This window comes from Microvirga flavescens (genome assembly GCF_003290125.1).
In the GTDB taxonomy this organism is placed as follows: Bacteria; Pseudomonadota; Alphaproteobacteria; order Rhizobiales; family Beijerinckiaceae; genus Microvirga; species Microvirga flavescens.
This window is the reverse complement of sequence record NZ_QMKH01000004.1, coordinates 1-18075: the sequence shown is the minus strand read 5'-3', so window position 1 is coordinate 18075 and position 18075 is coordinate 1. Positions and strand designations below refer to the sequence as shown.

General features: G+C 63.2%; 12 protein-coding genes. 8 read left to right on the top strand and 4 right to left on the bottom strand.

Going from position 1 to position 18075, the window contains the following annotated elements:
• Window positions 1-5: 5 nt before the first annotated feature.
• The 3 genes from DQW91_RS09355 to tpiA all read right to left on the bottom strand — a co-directional run bounded on the left by DQW91_RS09355 (window position 6) and on the right by tpiA (window position 3205).
• Window positions 6-1634 (bottom strand): CTP synthase, encoded by a 1629-nt coding sequence (locus DQW91_RS09355; RefSeq protein WP_112663361.1) that lies wholly within the window; start codon window positions 1632-1634, stop codon window positions 6-8.
• Between the two features lie 110 nt (window positions 1635-1744).
• Entirely contained in the window at window positions 1745-2143 is a 399-nt protein-coding gene (secG, locus tag DQW91_RS09350; RefSeq protein WP_112663360.1) for a preprotein translocase subunit SecG, read from the bottom strand.
• A 294-nt stretch (window positions 2144-2437) separates the two neighbouring features.
• On the bottom strand, window positions 2438-3205 hold the full coding sequence (tpiA, locus tag DQW91_RS09345; RefSeq protein ID WP_112663359.1) for a triose-phosphate isomerase: 768 nt from the start codon (window positions 3203-3205) through the stop codon (window positions 2438-2440).
• 135 nt (window positions 3206-3340) lie between these two features.
• Between tpiA and DQW91_RS09340 the strand changes: the two genes are divergently transcribed.
• The 8 genes from DQW91_RS09340 to DQW91_RS09305 all read left to right on the top strand — a co-directional run bounded on the left by DQW91_RS09340 (window position 3341) and on the right by DQW91_RS09305 (window position 14571).
• Complete coding sequence (locus DQW91_RS09340) at window positions 3341-5239, top strand: SurA N-terminal domain-containing protein (RefSeq protein ID WP_112663358.1); 1899 nt, start codon at window positions 3341-3343, stop codon at window positions 5237-5239.
• Window positions 5240-5242: 3 nt separating this feature from the next.
• Window positions 5243-6751, top strand: coding sequence for an anthranilate synthase component I (trpE, locus tag DQW91_RS09335; RefSeq protein ID WP_112663357.1), 1509 nt, complete (start codon window positions 5243-5245; stop codon window positions 6749-6751).
• A gap of 74 nt (window positions 6752-6825) precedes the next feature.
• On the top strand, window positions 6826-7431 hold the full coding sequence (locus tag DQW91_RS09330; RefSeq protein ID WP_112663356.1) for an anthranilate synthase component II: 606 nt from the start codon (window positions 6826-6828) through the stop codon (window positions 7429-7431).
• A gap of 58 nt (window positions 7432-7489) precedes the next feature.
• Window positions 7490-8503: an anthranilate phosphoribosyltransferase gene (gene trpD / locus DQW91_RS09325; RefSeq protein WP_112663355.1), complete on the top strand. Its 1014-nt coding sequence runs from the start codon at window positions 7490-7492 to the stop codon at window positions 8501-8503.
• An 8-nt stretch (window positions 8504-8511) separates the two neighbouring features.
• Window positions 8512-9312 (top strand): indole-3-glycerol phosphate synthase TrpC, encoded by an 801-nt coding sequence (gene trpC, locus DQW91_RS09320; RefSeq protein ID WP_112663354.1) that lies wholly within the window; start codon window positions 8512-8514, stop codon window positions 9310-9312.
• Window positions 9309-9785, top strand: a complete 477-nt coding sequence (gene moaC, locus DQW91_RS09315; RefSeq protein ID WP_112663353.1) for a cyclic pyranopterin monophosphate synthase MoaC — start codon at window positions 9309-9311, stop codon at window positions 9783-9785. Before trpC ends, moaC begins: the two co-directional genes overlap by 4 nt.
• Window positions 9786-9795: 10 nt before the next feature.
• Window positions 9796-11025 (top strand): molybdopterin molybdotransferase MoeA, encoded by a 1230-nt coding sequence (locus DQW91_RS09310; protein ID WP_112663352.1) that lies wholly within the window; start codon window positions 9796-9798, stop codon window positions 11023-11025.
• Window positions 11026-11253: 228 nt separating this feature from the next.
• Window positions 11254-14571, top strand: coding sequence for a hypothetical protein (locus DQW91_RS09305; protein WP_112663351.1), 3318 nt, complete (start codon window positions 11254-11256; stop codon window positions 14569-14571).
• Between the two features lie 383 nt (window positions 14572-14954).
• Here the strand turns inward: DQW91_RS09305 and DQW91_RS09300 are convergent.
• Window positions 14955-18075: cadherin domain-containing protein (locus tag DQW91_RS09300; protein WP_198411830.1), on the bottom strand; the 3121-nt coding region annotated here is incomplete at its 5' end.

Here is an 18075-nt window from a genome sequence, read left to right as displayed (position 1 = left end):
GTTGCTTAGACCAGTCGGCTCTGCTCGATGGCAGCGTGGATGAAGCTCTTGAAGAGCGGGTGCGGCTCGAAGGGGCGCGATTTCAGTTCCGGATGGTACTGCACGCCGATGAACCAGGGATGGTCCACGTATTCCACGATCTCGGGCAGGATGCCGTCCGGCGAGACGCCGGAGAAGCGCAGGCCCTTGGCTTCCAGCCGCTCGCGATAGGACATGTTGACCTCGTAGCGGTGGCGGTGGCGCTCGGAGATTTCCGTCGTGCCATAAATCTCCGCAACCTTGCTGCCGGGGGCAAGTGAAGCCTGGTAAGCGCCAAGGCGCATGGTGCCGCCAAGGTCGCCGCCAGCCGCGCGTCGCTCAAGCTCGTTGCCGCGCAGCCATTCCGTGAGAAGGCCGACCACCGGCTCAGGCGTCGGGCCGAATTCGGTGGAACTGGCTTCCTTGATGCCTGCGAGCGAGCGGGTCGCCTCGATCACCGCCATCTGCATGCCGAAGCAGATGCCGAAATACGGTACCTTGCGCTCACGGGCGAACTGGGCCGCGCGGATCTTGCCTTCCGCGCCGCGCTGGCCGAAGCCGCCGGGCACGAGAATGCCGTGAATGCCTTCGAGGAACGGAGCCGGATCCTCACGCTCGAAGATCTCGCTCTCGATCCATTGCAGGTTCACCTTCACCTGATTGGCGATGCCGCCATGATGAAGGGACTCGATCAGCGACTTATAGGCGTCCTTGAGGCCGGTATACTTGCCGACGACGGCAATGTTCACCTCACCTTCCGGATTGTGGATGCGTCCGGAAATGGTGGTCCAGCGATCGAGCGTCGGCGGCGTCTTGGCCTCGATGCCGAAGGCCGCGAGCACCTCGTTGTCGAGCCCGGCCTCGTGATAGGCCAGCGGCACGTCGTAGATGGTCGAAGCGTCCCGCGCCTCGATCACAGCCGTCTCGCGCACGTTGCAGAACAGCGCGAGCTTGCGGCGCTCGTCAGCCGGAATCTCGCGATCCGTGCGGCACAGGAGAATGTCGGGCTGGATGCCGATGGAGCGAAGCTCCGCGACGGAGTGCTGCGTCGGCTTGGTCTTGAGCTCGCCCGCCGAGGGAATGAACGGCAGGAGCGTCAGGTGAACATAGATCGCCTGACCGCGCTCAAGGTCGTTGCCGAGCTGGCGGATAGCCTCGAAGAACGGCAGGCCCTCGATGTCACCCACCGTGCCGCCGATTTCCACCAGCACGAAATCGAAGCCCTCGTTGCCGCTGAGCACGAAGTCCTTGATGGCGTTGGTGACGTGCGGGATGACCTGGATCGTCGCGCCGAGATAATCGCCCCGGCGCTCCTTGGTGATGATATCGAGATAGATCCGGCCCGTGGTGATGTTGTCGGCCTTGGTGGCCGGCACCCCCGTGAATCGCTCGTAATGGCCGAGGTCGAGGTCGGTTTCCGCCCCGTCATCGGTCACGAACACTTCGCCGTGCTGATAGGGACTCATCGTCCCCGGATCGACATTGAGATAAGGATCCAGCTTCCTGAGCCGGACCTTGTAACCGCGAGCCTGGAGAAGCGCTCCGAGGGCCGCCGAAGCCAGACCCTTGCCGAGCGAAGACACCACGCCGCCGGTGATGAATACGTACCGCGTCATGGACCCCTATCCAATAAGATGACGTGCCGATTCGCAAACACGAACCAGCTCCGTCGATTGCCATCCACACAAAAAGAGAGGGCCGGAAGGTCCGGCCCTGTTTTCGTCACTTACTGAGACTGTGGCACCTGCGGTGCAGCCGGGGCTGCGGGAGCCGCCGGTTGCGCGGGCTGATCGCCCTGCAGACGCTGCAACTGCTCGAGCACGTTGCCGCCCTGGGCCGGAGCCTGCTGGCCCGCCGGAGCGGTCGGGGTCGCGCCGTCGAGAATCGAACGGGGACCGCTGCCATAGCCCGCCATGATCGTCAGGGCGAGGCTGGTGATGAAGAACAATGCAGCCAGAATCGCTGTAGCGCGGGTCAGGGCGTTGGCCTGGCCGCGACCGGTCATGAAACCGGAAACGCCGCCGCCACCGCTGAGGCCGAGGCCGCCCTCCGAGCGTTGCAGAAGAACCACGCCGATCAGCGCCAGGACGATAATCAGGTGAATGATAATGAGGACTGTTTGCATCGTTTCCAAAACCTCAAGCGGCCGAAAGCCAAAGCTCGGCCGCTCGCATCAAGCGTTGGGCGGGCTGTAGCATAGGTGTGCGCGGGATCAAAGACCCGCAAGCACCCTTTTGCGGAAAGCCCACCGTGAGCTGACGTCATTGCTACATCGGCCCCGCTACCCGAGCCTCACCCCGAGGAGGACCGACAGGTCCGTCTCGAAGGGCAAGGCGTCTCCAGAGAGTGCTGAACCCTCCTTCAAGACGCGGCTTCGCCGCTCCTCAGGATGAGGATCGCGGCAAATCAAACGCAAGAGCTACTTCGAATAAGCTCTTGCAATTCCAAGAAAATCGACAGCCACGAGGCTGGCGCCGCCGACGAGTGCGCCGTCCACGTTCGGCACGGCCATGAGCTCCCCGGCATTGGAGGGCTTCACGGAGCCGCCGTAGAGGATCCTCACCTTGTTCTGCTCAGCCTTGCCGACGAGGCGCTTCAGGTCGTCGCGGATGGCCGCGTGGACTTCCGCGACGTCGCCCGCCGTCGGGGTCAGGCCCGTGCCGATGGCCCAGACAGGCTCATAGGCGATGACAAGGTTTTCCGAGGTCGAACCTTCGGGGATCGAGCCGCGCAACTGCTTGCGCACGACGGAAAGCGTCTTTCCGGCTTCGCGCTCCTCGCGCGTTTCACCCACGCAGACGATGGCGGTGAGCCCGGCGCGGTGGGCGGCCTCGGCCTTGGCGCGGACATCGGCGTCCTTCTCGCCGTGGTACTGACGGCGCTCAGAATGGCCCAGGATGACATGGGTCGCGCCAGCATCCACCAGCATCTCGGCGGAGACGTTACCGGTATAAGCCCCTGATTCTTTCGCGTGGCAGTCCTGTCCACCGATGCCGATCCGGGTACCGACGGCGGCCAGAGCGAAGATTGCCGTCAGGGGAGCGGGCGGGCAGACCACGAGATCAACATGTCGCCACAGGCCGGGGCCGTAATCGGCCTGAATCTCGGCCAGGACCTTCGTGGAGGCCTTCAATCCGTTCATTTTCCAGTTTCCCGCCACCAGCGGGCGCGGCCGATCGACGCTCATGAAGCACTCCTGTCACGCTCGAATATCCGCCACTACCAGAGGCGCGATGTATCTTTCAACCGGAACTGCCCTTTTCCCCGGGCCTTTGATCGGTTATCCGCGTGGCTAACGAGTTTTGAGAAGAACGGGTTCACAATGCTTCGCGGAATGCGCCAGATCGGACAAAGCCTGGTCGGCAAGATCATCGGCACCATCTTGTTCTGCCTCCTGATCGGCAGCTTCGCGGTCTGGGGGATCGGCGACATCTTCCGCGCCGCCCCGCCGAGCATGGTCGCCCGCGTCGGCAAGACCGACATCACGCGGGAGGAGTTCCGCATCGCCTACAACAACGAGCTTCAGCGCCTCGGGCGGCAGTTCCGCACCGTCATCACGCCGGAACAGGCCCGGATGTTCGGGATCGACCAGCGCGTTGCGAATTCCCTCGTCACCCAGGCGGTGATGACGGAGGAAGCCAAAAAGCTGGGTCTCAGCATCTCCGACCAGCTCGTGGCGCGCTCCATTCTGGAAGAGCCCGCCTTCCGTGGCTCGGACGGCCAGTTCAACCGCGCCCTGTTCGACCAGATGCTGCGCAATGCGGGCCTGTCGGAAGCAGGCTTCGTGCAGGAGCAGCGCAGCACGATAACCCGGGCGCAGCTCGCGGATGCCATCGTCGGGGACCTGAACGTGCCCGCCGCCGCCCGCGACGCCATCCACCGCTACGGCAGCGAGCGCCGCGCGGCGTCCTATTTCGTGCTCGAACCTGCCCAGATCGGCGAGATCCCCGCACCGACCGCCGAGCAGCTTCAAACCTTCTACAACGAGCGCAAGGCCAGCTTCCGCGCCCCCGAGTACCGCGCCCTGAGCGTGCTTTCTCTCAACGCGGCCTCGGTCGCCGATCCGAGCAAGGTTTCGGATGCGGACGCCCGCCAGCGCTACGAACAACAGAAGGCCAATTTCGGCTCTCCGGAAAAGCGGACGATCCAGCAGATCTCCTTCCCCTCGCAGGAGGAGGCGGAAGCCGCCTTCAAGCGCATCAAGGAAGGCGCGACCTTCGACGCCGTTGCGCAGGAGCGCAACGTCCCGGCGCAGGATCTGGAACTCGGCACCTTCACCAAACAGCAGATGCTCGACCCCGTGGTGGCCGAGGCAGCCTTCGCGCTGCAGGAAGGCGCGACCAGCGGTCCGGTGGCGGGTCGCTTCGGGCCGGTTCTCGTCCGCGCGACGAAAGTCGAGTCGGAAGCCGTGCGCCCGTTCGAAGAAGTCGCGGGCCAGCTCCGCGCCGAGATCGCCAACGAGCGCGCCCGCTCGGAGCTGGAAGCTGCCCACGACACCATCGAGGACCTGCGCGCCTCGGCTCGCCCTCTTGCCGACATCGCCAAGGAAAAGGGCCTCACCGTCCTGCAAATTCCGGCCGTCGACAGCAACGGTCTCGACAAGGACAGCAAGCCTGTCGAGATCCCGAGCAAGGATGCGCTTTTGAAAGCCGCCTTCGCCTCCGACATCGGCGTCGACAACGAGGCTCTGCGTGCGCAGGACGGCGGTTATCTCTGGTTCGACGTGACAGACATCGAGCCCTCCCGTGAAAAATCGCTCGACGAGGTCAAGGACGCGGTCGCTTCCCTGTGGAAGCAGGACGAAACCGCCCAGCGGCTTTCGGACAAGGCCCGCCAGCTCACCGAACGCCTTGAAAAGGGCGAGGCCATCGAAGCCGTCGCGAAGGACGCGGGCGCTACGGTCAAGACCGCAGCCGACCTCGCCCGCAACGGCGCGAAGGATGACCTGACCGCCGAGGTTGTGAACCGAATCTTTGCAGTGCCCGTGTCGAAGGCCGGCAACGCTGCGAATGGCGTGAGCAACCGCGTCGTGTTCAAGGTGACAAGCGCCGCCGTGCCTCCGCTTGCCGCGGACTCGCAGGAAGCCAAGACGATCACCGATCAGCTGCGCACGGCCATGAGCGACGACCTGATTGCACAATACGTGGCGCAGATCAGGCAGGATCTCGGCGTCACCATCAACCAGACAGCCATGCGTCAGGCTATCGGCGGTGAACTCTAAGCGATGAGCACCGCGACGCCCGACTTCGAAACCTTCGCCAAGGGCTATGCTGCCGGCGAACCATGCGTTGTTCGCGCCACCCTTGTCGGCGATCTCCTGACCCCGGTCGCGGCCTTCATGCTGCTGCGGCAGGGCCACAAGGGCACGGCGTTCCTGCTGGAATCCGTGGAAGGCGGCGCGGTGCGCGGCCGGTATTCGATGATCGGGCTCGATCCGGACCTCGTCTGGCGCTGCCAGGACGGCGTCGCCGCCATCGGGCGGAACGGGGAATTCGCGGTCGAGGAGAAAAAGCCGCTGGAGAGCTTGCGCGCCCTGATCGCGGAAAGCGCCCTGCCCCTCGGCGATGACCTGCCGCCCATGTCGGCGGGCCTGTTCGGCTATCTCGGCTACGACATGGTGCGCCAGATGGAGCGCCTGCCCGAACCGAACCCGGATGTGCTCCACGTTCCCGACGCGATCCTCGTGCGGCCGACCGTGATGGTGGTGTTCGATGCGGTGAAGGACGAGATTTCCCTCATCACACCCGTGCGCCCGCAAGGCGGCGCGACGGCCAAGGTGGCCTATGAGGCCGCCCTCGCCCGTATCGAGCAGGTAACATTCGCCCTGGAGCGCCCTCTGCCGCTGGAGGACCGCGCCGACCCGAGCGCCATCCATTTCGAGCCGCCGGTTTCGAACACGAGCCCGGAGGAATTCGAGCGCATGGTCGCCAAGGCGAAGGAATACATTTCCGCCGGCGACATCTTCCAGGTGGTGCTTTCGCAGCGTTTCGAGTCCGCCTTCCCGCTTCCGGCCTTCGCGCTCTACCGGGCGCTGCGCCGCGTGAACCCGGCCCCGTTTCTCTGCTATCTTGATTTCGAGGACTTCCAGATCGTCTGCTCCTCGCCGGAAATTCTGGTGCGGGTACGCGACGGCAAGGTTTCGATCCGCCCCATCGCGGGCACCCGCCCGCGCGGCAAGACGGCGGAGGAAGACCGCGCCCATGCGGAGAGCCTCCTCGCGGACCAGAAGGAGCGCGCCGAGCACCTCATGCTGCTCGATCTCGGCCGCAACGATGCGGGCCGCGTCTCGGCGATGGGTACGGTCAAGGTCACGGATTCGTTCTTCCTCGAATATTACAGCCAGGTGATGCACATCGTCTCGAACGTGGAAGGCACGCTCGACGAGAAGTTCGACGCCCTTGACGCCCTGATCGCAGGCTTCCCGGCCGGCACCGTCTCCGGCGCGCCGAAGGTCCGCGCGATGCAGATCATCGATGAATTGGAGAAGGACAAGCGCGGGCCTTATGCGGGTTGCATCGGCTATTTCGGCGCCAACGGCGAAATGGACACCTGTATCGTCTTGCGCACCGCCGTTGTGAAGGACGGCCGCATGGCCGTGCAGGCAGGCGCTGGCATCGTCTACGACTCCAACCCGGCCTCCGAGCAGCAGGAATGCGTGAACAAGGCGAAAGCCCTGTTCCGGGCGGCGGAAGAGGCCGTGAATTTCGCAAGCCGCTCCCGGTTCGGGCAATAGGGCGGCAGGCGCATGGGGCTCAAGACAATGATTCTCTTGACCTTCCACCCCCGGTCGGCAAACGTGCCTGTGTCATGACCCGCGTTCTCGTTATCGATAATTACGACAGCTTCACCTGGAACCTGGTGCACCTCATCGCGCCCCTCGCCACCTCGATGGACGTCGTGCGCAATGATGCGATCACCGTGGATGAGGTGATCGCCGCACGGCCTGACGCCATCGTGCTCTCGCCGGGCCCCTGCTCCCCGAACGAGGCCGGCATCTGCCTCGATCTTGTGAAGCGCGCGAGCCCGGAGATTCCGACCTTCGGCGTCTGCCTCGGCTTGCAGACCATCGGCCAGGTCTTCGGCGGCAAGGTCACCCGCGCCCCACTGCCGATGCACGGCAAGGTTTCCGAAATCTCCCATCGCGGCGAGACCGTGTTTCGCGGCATCAATCACTCCTTCCGCGCCACGCGCTATCACTCGCTGATCGTCGAGCGCGACAACAGCCCTGCCGATCTCGCCATCACGGCGGAATCCGAGGATGGGCTGGTGATGGGCATGTCGCACCGTACGCTGCCGATCCACGGCGTGCAGTTTCATCCCGAGAGCATCCTCTCGGAACATGGCGACACTATCATGCGCAATTTCTTCAATCTTGCAGCAGCGTGGAACGCCAAGCACGGCAGCAAGCACTAGAGTTACGGTCCGGTCTCAAAACTGACCCGGCTTTCAAGTTTCCAAGGTCTGAGTTCACATGGAATCCTTCAAGCCCTATCTCGCCAAGGTCGCCACCGGCGCATCTCTGTCGCGGGACGAGTCCCGCGCCGCCTTCGACAATCTGCTGTCGGGCGAAGTCACTCTCGCCCAGGCCGGGGCTTTTCTCATGGCCCTGCGGGTGCGCGGCGAAGCGCTCGATGAGATCGTCGGCGCGGTGTCTGCCATGCGTGCACGCATGCTCAAGGTCGAGGCCCCGGCGGGCGCCATCGACATCGTCGGTACGGGCGGCGACCATTCGGGCAGCTACAACATCTCGACGCTCGCCTCGCTCATTGTCGCCGGTTGCGGCGTGACGGTCGCCAAGCACGGCAACCGCGCGGCGTCATCGAAATCAGGCACCGCCGACGTGCTGGCGGCGCTTGGCGTCAAGCTCGGGCTCGATCCGGCGGGCCTCAGCCGTTGCCTCGATGAGGCGGGAGTGTGCTTCATGTTCGCGCAGACGCACCACGCCGCCATGCGCCATGTGGCTCCCGTGCGCGTTGAACTCGGCACCCGCACCCTGTTCAACTTCCTCGGCCCGCTGGCCAATCCGGCTGGCGTGAAGAAGCAACTTCTCGGCGTGTTCTCAGAGGTTTGGCTGGAGCCGCTGACTCAAGTTCTGAAGGAACTCGGCGCGACCAATGTGTGGGCCGTCCACGGCTCCGACGGTCTCGACGAGATGACCACCACTGGCCCGACCTACGTGGCGGCTCTGGAGAGCGGCACGATCAAACGCTTCATCGTGACGCCGGAAGAAGTCGGCCTGCCGGTGGCGAAGCTCGAGGATCTCAAGGGCGGCGATCCGGAACACAACGCGGCGCATCTGCGCGGCGTGCTGGACGGCGCGCGCAATGCATACCGCGATGTCGGCGTTCTCAACGCGGCGGCCTCGCTTGTCATTGCGGGCGAAGCCGCGAACCTGCGCGACGGCATTGACCGCGCCTCCCGCGCCCTTGACAGCGGCGCGGCAAAGGCGGCTCTTGAACGCCTCGTTCGTGCGTCGAACGCATAAGGCATGACATGAGCGACGTCCTTGCCCGCATCGAAGCCTACAAGCGCCAGGAAATCGCGGCGGCGAAAGCCGCTGTGCCGCAGGCCGAGATCGAGAGCCGCGCGAAGGCGGCCCCTGCCCCGCGCGGCTTTGCCAAGGCCATCGAACGGCATTTGACTGAGGGCCGCCCCGCACTCATCGCGGAAGTGAAAAAGGCGAGCCCGTCGAAGGGGCTCATCCGAGCGGATTTCGACCCTGCTCTTCTCGGCAAGGCCTACGCCGAAGGCGGCGCGACCTGTCTTTCCGTGCTTACGGACGAGCCGTCCTTTCAAGGAAAGCCTGAATATCTCGGCCTTGCGCGCGAGGCCTCGGGCCTGCCCGCGCTGCGCAAGGATTTCCTGTTCGAGCCGTATCAAGTTTACGAAGCGCGCGCCTGGGGCGCGGATTGCATTCTCGTCATCATGGCGAGCGTGAGCGACGATGAAGCGCGCGCGCTGATCGACACGGCTCATGCGCTCGACATGGATGTGCTGGTGGAAGTACACGACCGAGAAGAACTCGAGCGCGCATTGCCGCTCGGCACGAAGCTCATCGGCATCAACAACCGCAACCTTCGCACCTTCGACGTAACGCTGGCGACAAGCGAGGCCCTTGCCCCGCTGATCCCGTCTGACCGCATCGTCGTCGGCGAAAGCGGCATCTTCACCATCGACGACATCAAGCGCCTGTCGAAAGTGAACATCAACACCTTCCTCGTGGGCGAGAGCCTGATGCGGCAGGCCGATGTGAGCGCCGCGACGAAGAAGCTGCTTTTCGGCGAGGCCGCATGACGAAGCTCACGCATCTCGATCCGACCGGCGCGGCCAACATGGTCGACGTTTCGGAAAAGAGCGTGACCGCCCGCACCGCCATTGCCGAAGGCTGCGTCGTCATGCAGCCGGAAACGCTGGCCCTCATCCGTCAGGGCGATGCCAAGAAGGGCGACGTGCTCGGCACCGCGCGCCTTGCGGGCATCATGGCCTCCAAGCGCACGCATGAACTGATCCCCCTCTGCCATCCACTTCTTCTCTCCAAGGTTACGGTGGATTGCAGCATCGACGATGCGCTCCCCGGCATCCGCGTGACGGCGGAAGTGAAAGTCTCCGGGCAGACCGGCGTCGAGATGGAAGCGCTCACCGCCGTCTCCGTGGCGTGCCTCACCATCTACGACATGGTGAAAGCCGCCGATCGCGGTATGACGATCGAGGGCATTCGCCTGCGCATGAAAAGCGGCGGGCGCTCCGGTCTCTACGAAGCGCCATGAGGGCTGGACAATGAGCCTCATTCCGGTGGAGGACGCCCTGAGCCGCGTTCTGGCGGGCATCGCAAGGCCCGTCGAAGCGGAACGGATCCCCCTCGGACAATGCGCGGAACGCACCCTCGCGGAAGACGTGAAGGCCGAGCGCGACCAACCGCCCTTCCCCGCCTCCGCGATGGATGGCTACGCGGTTCGCAGCATCGACACCGCATCGATCCCCGCAACCTTACGCGTCATCGGCGTGAGCGCCGCAGGCGCGCGCTTCGAAAGAGAGGTCGGCCCCGGCGAGGCCGTGCGCATCTTCACCGGCGCGCCCTTGCCGCAAGGCGCGGATGCGGTCGTTCTTCAGGAGGATACGGATCGCGACGGCGACATTGTCACCGTGAAGGAAGCGGCGCGCGAAGGCCGCCATATCCGCGCCGCCGGTCTCGATTTTCGTGCAGGCGAGACGCTGCTTACGAGCGGCCAGCGTCTCGACGCGCGGCACATCTCGCTTTCCGCCGCGATGGGGCGCGGATCTCTCCTCGTGCGCCGCAAGCCGCGCATCGCCATTCTTGCGACGGGCGATGAGTTAGTGCTGCCGGGAGAGCCTGCGGGGCCCGACCAAATCACAGCGTCGAGCCTACCCGCGATTGCGGCAATGGTCACCAAGGCCGGAGGCGAACCCATCGATCTCGGCATCGCCCGTGACAGCCTCGAGGCGCTGAACGAACGGCTCGACGCCGCCAAGTCCGTGAAGGCCGACATGCTCGTGACGCTCGGCGGCGCCTCCGTCGGCGAGCACGATCTCGTGCAAAAGGCGCTTATCGCGCGCGGGATGGCGCTCGATTTCTGGCGCGTGGCCCTGCGCCCCGGCAAGCCGCTGATGCACGGGATCTTCGAGGGAGCGACGATGCTGGGCCTACCCGGCAATCCGGTCTCGTCCTTCGTCTGCGCCATCCTTTTCGTCGTGCCCGCGATCCGAGCTCTTCTCGGCGATCCACGAAGCGCCGCCGACCCGACGGAACCCGCGATCCTCGGGGAGGATCTGCCCCAGAATGCCCTGCGGCAGGACTACATGCGCGCGGCGCTCGCCTTCGAGCGTCTCGAAGGCGAGCGCCCCGTGGTCCGCCCCCATCCGGTGCAGGATTCCTCGATGCTGTGCCAGCTCGCCCAGTCCGACGTCCTGCTGATACGCCCGCCCCATGCGCCGGCGGCGCGGGCCGGCGATCCATGCCGCATCATCCGGCTGGAGCGGTTCTGCTGAAATTCGCTTTTCAGCAAAAACTCCTATTCGAACAACTAGGGTGGCAACGCGAAGGCCCCTGTAGCTTTCGCTATAGGCTCTTCCTCAAAGGCGACCTGGATCGAACCGACGAACCAGTATCGTCTCGTCAATCGTGAGCCAGAAACACTCCGCCAGTCTCGTTCCCTGTCAGGTCGAACGGCTCTCGAACCGCAACGGGCGTGACTGCGACCAACCGGGGACGGGAACATGGCCATTTCAGTGCTGCGCCTCAGTGCAGAGACGCAAGTCAATGCGACAACGATCGACAGTCAATATCATCCGGCCATAACATCTCTCCCGGATGGATGGCTTGTCACCTGGTCGTCAGAAGGTCAGGACGGCAGCGGCTCGGGCATCTACATGCAGAAATACAATCTGCAGGGTGAGCCGCAATTTTTCTCCGGAAGCGCGCCGGCCGACCGTCTGGTGAATACCGCATCGACGACTGGCAATCAGATCTGGTCCACCGCGACGGCCCTTCAGGGCGGCGGGTTCGCTGTGACCTGGATCGATCTTGGAGCCAATGGCGCCAATGCCTTTCAGCAGCGCTACAACGCCAGCGGCGATCCGGTAGGCGCGGCTCAAAAAGTCAATGGCAGCACCAGCATCGATGAGGCCAAGCATCTCGACATCACGGCGCTGCCCGGCGGTGGATGGCTGACGACGTGGAGCGCCTTTGACGGGAGCGGATACGGCGTATTCCAACAGCGGTTCGACAGCAACGGCGCCGCACAACTCGGCGCGGAGGGTTCCCGTGTCAACACCGCGACGACCGGACACCAACAATACGCGACCACCACCGCGCTCGCCGGTGGCGGCTGGGTAGTCACCTGGGTCGGCAATCCCGATTTCCAGGGCTCAGCCTTCGATCCGGGCGCCGACATCTTCATGCAGCGCTACGACGCGGCCGGGACTGCCGTTGGCGGCGAGAGCCAGGTCAACATCACGACCGATAAGAACCAGACGCTGCCGCAGATCAGCGCCCTCCCCGACGGCGGCTGGCTCGTGGTATGGCAATCCACAGATCAGGATGGCAGCGGCACCGGCATTTTCATGCAGAGCTACAACAGCGCTGGCGCTCGGGTCTTCACCACGGACCAAAAAGTCAATCTCACGACGGAAGGCGCCCAGAGCGCGCCGCAAATCTCGGTTCTTACCGATGGCAGCTGGGTCGTCACCTGGGAATCCCAATCCGACATCCGGCAGCGCTATTTCAAGGCCGACGGCTCGACGAGTGGCCCCGATCTCCTCACTGCGGACCCTCTCAGCACCAGCGTCTGGAACCAGAACGCCAACATCGCAGCCCTGCCCGGAGGCGGGTGGGTCGCCACCTGGCAGACCCAGAACCAGGACCAGGCACCCGGCTACGGAATATCGCAGCGCATCTTCACGCAGTCCGGAGAGCAAGTGCTGACGACGGCGCAGGAATACGCGCTTGGAACCGATGCCGATGAAACTCTACAGGTCCGCGCGGGAGGCCTGTCCTGGGGCGATGTCGTTGACGGCGGCGGCGGAACCGATACCCTCCAGATGATCGAGGCCGGAACGCTGGACCTCTACAATGCGGGGCTGAAAGGCTTCGAGGCCATTACAGGCTCTGCGGGAGACGACGTCATCGTCTCGGACTCCACGCAGCTTGCCACCTTTACAACCATCGACGGCGGCGCGGGCAACGACGAACTGCGCCTCTTCAACGGTGGCGAGACTTACGATCTGCGCGGCAAGACCATCTCCGGCATCGAGCGCATCGTGCTTGCCGATTTCGGGGCCACGGTCGAAGTCTCCGACACGGCCACTGCGCTTCTCGTCTTCGGCGAGGGAAGTAGCGACGAAGTGCGGCTGCATGGCGCAGACTTCACCGCCGAGCAGCGGCTGCAATTGTTCCGTCAGGGAATCGAGACGGTCATCGACTCACGGATCTGGACGAACGCCGCTCCTGTTCTCGACAATCTCAACGGTGATCAGGTCATAGCCCAGGTCGGAGGAAGCGTGCGGCTCGATCTCGACGGCGATGCCATCGTGACCGAGGATACGGGCCGCTTCACCTCCCTGACCGTCAAGATCGGGAACAGGGTCGCCGCTCAGGACAGACTCAGCTTCGCCCAAGGCGCCGGGGTGAGCGTCAGCAACGGTACGATCTCCGTCGACAACGTCGCCATCGGCACTCTTGTCGCGGACGGAACAGGGGCTGATGGCCTAAAGGTAAGCTTTTTCGACACGGCGACCTCTGAGGCCGTGGAGAAGCTCATCCGCGCTCTCACCTATGTCAACGTCGCCTCCGCTACGCCAGTCACCCGCACGCGCGATGTCTCGATTACTCTGGTCGATGGCGGCGGCGCCGAAAACACAGTGACCACGCTGGTCGACGTGGCGACGCCCGGAGGCGGCACAGGTGGCAATTCCGCTCCTGTCGTGGATGTGCCGGGTACGATCCCCAGAGGAGCGGACAACGGCCTGATCTCACCTTTTGCCGATGTCCGGATCAACGACGACGGCACGCGGGTCACAGTAACGATCATCCTCGACCCGGCAAAGGGAACCCTCGTTCTTTCTGCGACCAACAGAGGCCACTACATGCCGCAAACGGGCACGTACACGGTCATTGGCCATCCGGACGATGTGACAGCCGCAATTCGCGAGCTCCAGTTTAACCCCAAGGATCGCGCCGGCCCTGTCGGTGCTTTGGAAACGACGATCTTCACTATCAGAGCCGAAGATGACGGCGGTCTCGTCAGCGAAGCGAATGTGACCGTCGAATCCGTGACGGCTGACCGTGCCCCCTCGCAACCCACCTTGTCCAATGCGAGGGTGAAGGAGCTTGCGTCGGACGATGAAGTTGTCGGCCTCATCAACGCGACCGATGATAATGGTCAGGATATCACATATTCGCTGATCGGCGCAGAAAGCGCCCCTTTCCACATTGTCGGTAGCGAATTGCGTGTCGCAAGCGGCGTTTCACTCGATTTCGAGCAGAAGGCGTCTCACACCTTCACCATTCGCGCGACGGCGGGTGGCCTTTCGACAGACCGCGTCGTCACCATCTCCGTCGTGAACGTCAATCCGGAAAAGACGGCTGGGAACGCCTTCGACAACAAGATCGTCGGAGGCTCCGGAAAGGACACCCTGGGTGGCGGCCTTGGCAACGACACGCTCTGGGGCGGGCTTGGCAACGACACATTGCGGGGCGATGGCGGCAAGGATGTGTTTGTATTCAATACAAAGCCGAACAATAGGACGAACCTCGATACGATCAAGGATTTCAATGCCAAGGATGACTCGATCTGGCTGGAGAACAAGGTCTTCACCAAACTCGGCGCGAAAGGCTCGGAATCGAAACCTGTGCAGATCAATAAGAAGTTCTTCGCCCTAGAGACCGCCAAGGACGCGGACGACTACATCATCTACAGCAAGAAGACAGGCAAACTGTACTATGATGCGGATGGCTCCGGCTCAGAGGCAGCGGTGGAGATCGCCACGTTCAAGAGAAACCTCCCCCTGACCTACAAGGACTTCTTCGTCATCTAAAGGCCGTCTGCTCAAAGCTTCGAAAGCGCGGGCCCTACTTCGGTTCGACGAGCAGTCCGCGCTTCCATTTCACTATCGGCACACGACAACCACCTATTATCGTGCGGCGGCCAGCAGGCATAGATTGCTCTCGCCTCGATAAAGGCTGACACCTGCGTACTTGGCGGCCTGCAGGCTCGTCCCCCGGTTCCCCTTTGCGCGGCAAAGGCACCGAGAGCCACCGATGCCATGCCCTCGCCAATTCAGAGCGTATCACTTCTCGCAGCCATGACGCCTCAATAGAAAAGCCTCCCGTGGCAGACACGGGAGGCTTTTGTTTTGGTCTCTAGCCTGAACAGACGAAAAGCAGATCGCGTTTCAAAGAGACGCAATCTGCTATCGTGTCAGATGAAGAACAGTTCCTTGACGGTGAAGTTCTTCAGCGCCTTGTTGTTGGTGAAGGTCGCAATCGCAACCCCCGCCTTGGCGCCGTTGCCGTCCGCGTCGTAGTACAGGACGCGCTTCTGGCTGTCGTAGACGAAGTAGTCGTTGGCATCCTTCGCCGTGTCGATCGAGAAGAAATCCGCCTTCATCTTGAGCGGCTTGATCTCGGTGCCCTTCTTGATCGCGTTGTACAGAGTCTTGTTCGACTTGAAGAGGGCGTTATCAAGCCAGATCGAGTCGTCCTTGACGCTGTAGTCCTTGATCGTGTCCTTGTTCTTCGAGCCGAACTTGGCGTCGAACACGAATGTGTCCTTGCCTTTGCCGCCATAGAGCGTGTCGTTGCCGTATCCGCCCCAGAGCTGGTCATTCCCTTCGCCGCCACGCAGGATATCCTTGTAGTTGCCCGTCGTGGACCCCTTGATGATGTCATTGCGTGCCCCAACTGGATCGGCCAGCATTCTCTCCACCAGAACGTCCGTAACCTGGATTGCGAAGGATGCGACGCTGGAGGCACCAGCCTTGTCCTTGACCTGGATGTTGACCAGGTGAGACCTGGCCTGCTCAAAGTCGAGGCCTGTGCCGTAAGCGACCTGGAGCTGGTTGTTCACGATCTTGAACCGGCCGTCCGCACTGGTGTCGGTACCGGTTTCAAGGAAGGTGTAGGTCAGCGTGTCACCAGCATCCGGATCGTTGGCACTGAGCGTGCCGATCAAGGTCCCGGTCGCCGCCAGTTCTGCCACCGACAAGCTGTCTAGGCCAAGGCCTCCAGGAGCATTGTTGGGCGGTACCACAGTATCCTTAATCGTGATGTTGACCGTGCCGGTGGCCGTGGCGTTCGCCGCACCCGAACCGTCGTTGGCGACGATCGTATACGCCCTCAGATCGTCCGCTGTCACATCGGCGAGCGTCCCATTCACCACGATCGTGTTGTTCACGATCCTGAACTTGCCGTCCGCGCTGATCTGGCCGCTCGAACCCGCTTGGGCACTCTGGAACGTATAGGCTATCACCTGGCCATCGGCATCCGTCACAGCCAGGGTATGAACCAGTGTACCGTTCCCCGAGTGCTCCACGATGTTCACGTTGCCCGACGGAGCCGTCGGCGCTTGGTTGACGTTCTTGACCGTGATGTTGACCGTACCGGTCGCCGTGGCGTTCGCCGTACCCGAATTGTCATTCGCGATGACCGTATACACCCTGGGATCGTCCACCGCCACTTCGGTGAGCGTCCCGTTCACGACGATCGTGTTGTTCACGATCCTGAACTTGCCGTCCGCGCTGATCTTGCCGTTCGAGTTCGCCTGGGCGCTCTGGAACGTATAGCCGATCGCCTGGCCGTCGGCATCCGTCGCCGCCAGGGTATGAACCAGCGTGTTGTTCGCCGAGCGCTCGTCGATGTTCACGTCACCCGACGGAGCCGGCGGCGCCGTGTTGGCCACGGGCGTGTTCTTGACCGTGATGTTGACCGTGCCGGTGGCTGTGGCGTTCGCCGTCCCCGAACCGTCGTTGGCGACGATCGAATACGTCCTCAGATCGTCCGCTGCCACTTCGGCAAGCGTGCCGTTCACGACGATCGTGTTGTTCACGATCCTGAACTTGCCGTCCGCGCTGATCTGGCCGTTCGAACCCCCCTGGGCGTTCTGGAACGTATAGGTGATCGTCTCCCCGTCTGTATCCGTCGCCGCCAGGGTATGAACCAGCGTGTTGTTCCCCGAGCCCTCAATGATTTCAACGTTGCCCGACGGAGCCGTCGGCGCGCGGTTGACGTTCTTGACCGTGATGTTGACCGTGCCGGTGGCCGTGGCGTTCGCCGCTCCCGAGCCGTCGTTGGCGACAACCGCATAGCCGGCGGTCACGTCCGCCGACACATCCGCGAGCGTCCCGTTCACGACGATCGTGTTGTTCACGATCCTGAACTTGCCGTCCGCGCTGATCAGGCCATTCGAGCCCGCCTGGGCGTTCTGGAACGTATAGGTGATCGCCTGACCGTCACCATCCGTCGCCGCCAGAATATGAACCTGCGTGTTATTCCCCGAGCGCTCGTCGATGTTCACACTGCCCGACGGGGTTGGCGGCGGCGTGTTGGCCACTGTCGTGTTCTTGATCGTAATGTTGACCGTGCCGGTGGCCGTGCCGTTCGCCGCCCCCGAGCCGTCATTGGCGATGACCGCATAGCCTGTGGTCACATCCGTCGTCACATCCGCGAGTACGCCGTTCACGACGATCGTGTTGTTCACGATCCTGAACTTGCCGTCCGCGCTGATCTGGCCGTTCGACCCCCCCTGGGCGTTCTGGAACGTATAGGTGATCGTCTGACCGTCACCATCCGTCGCTGCCAGGGTATGAACCAGTGCGTTGTTCCCCGAGCCCTCATTGATGTTCACGTTGCCCGACGGAGCCGGCGGCGCCAGATTGACGTTCTTGACCGTGATGTTGACGGTGCCAGTCGCCGTGGCGTTCGCCGCGCCGGAACCGTCGTTGGCGACGATCGTATACGCCCTCAGATCGTCCGCCGACACATCCGCAAGCGTCCCGTTCACGACGATCGTGTTGTTCACGATCCTGAACTTGCCGTCCGCGCTGATCTGGCCGTTCGAACCTGCCTGAGCGCTCTGGAACGTATAGGTGATCGTCTGACCGTCACCATCCGTCGCTGCCAGGGTATGAACCAGTGCGTTGTTCCCCGAGCCCTCATTGATGTTCACGTTGCCCGACGGAGCCGGCGGCGCCAGATTGACGTTCTTGACCGTGATGGTGACCGTTCCGGTCGCCGTGGCGTTCGCCGCGCCGGAACCGTCGTTGGCGACGACCGCATAGCCGGCGGTCACGTCCGCCGACACATCCGCAAGCGTCCCGTTCACGACGATCGTGTTGTTCACGATCCTGAACTTGCCGTCCGCGCTGATCTGGCCGTTCGAACCTGCCTGAGCGCTCTGGAACGTATAGGTGATCGTCTGACCGTCACCATCCGTCGCCGCCAGGGTATGAACCAGTGCGTTGTTCCCCGAGCCCTCATTGATGTTCACGTTGCCCGACGGAGCCGGCGGCGCCAGATTGACGTTCTTGACCGTGATGTTGACC

Excerpts from the sequence above, each read along its gene's own strand:
- DQW91_RS09355 (WP_112663361.1), bottom strand. The coding sequence starts at position 1,634 with ATGACGCGGTACGTATTCATCACCGGCGGCGTGGTGTCTTCGCTCGGC.
- DQW91_RS09340 (WP_112663358.1), top strand. The coding sequence starts at position 3,341 with ATGCTTCGCGGAATGCGCCAGATCGGACAAAGCCTGGTCGGCAAGATC.
- tpiA (WP_112663359.1), bottom strand. The coding sequence starts at position 3,205 with ATGAGCGTCGATCGGCCGCGCCCGCTGGTGGCGGGAAACTGGAAAATG.
- trpE (WP_112663357.1), top strand. The coding sequence starts at position 5,243 with ATGAGCACCGCGACGCCCGACTTCGAAACCTTCGCCAAGGGCTATGCT.
- trpD (WP_112663355.1), top strand. The coding sequence starts at position 7,490 with ATGGAATCCTTCAAGCCCTATCTCGCCAAGGTCGCCACCGGCGCATCT.
- DQW91_RS09305 (WP_112663351.1), top strand. The coding sequence starts at position 11,254 with ATGGCCATTTCAGTGCTGCGCCTCAGTGCAGAGACGCAAGTCAATGCG.
- secG (WP_112663360.1), bottom strand. The coding sequence starts at position 2,143 with ATGCAAACAGTCCTCATTATCATTCACCTGATTATCGTCCTGGCGCTG.
- DQW91_RS09310 (WP_112663352.1), top strand. The coding sequence starts at position 9,796 with ATGAGCCTCATTCCGGTGGAGGACGCCCTGAGCCGCGTTCTGGCGGGC.
- moaC (WP_112663353.1), top strand. The coding sequence starts at position 9,309 with ATGACGAAGCTCACGCATCTCGATCCGACCGGCGCGGCCAACATGGTC.
- DQW91_RS09330 (WP_112663356.1), top strand. The coding sequence starts at position 6,826 with ATGACCCGCGTTCTCGTTATCGATAATTACGACAGCTTCACCTGGAAC.
- trpC (WP_112663354.1), top strand. The coding sequence starts at position 8,512 with ATGAGCGACGTCCTTGCCCGCATCGAAGCCTACAAGCGCCAGGAAATC.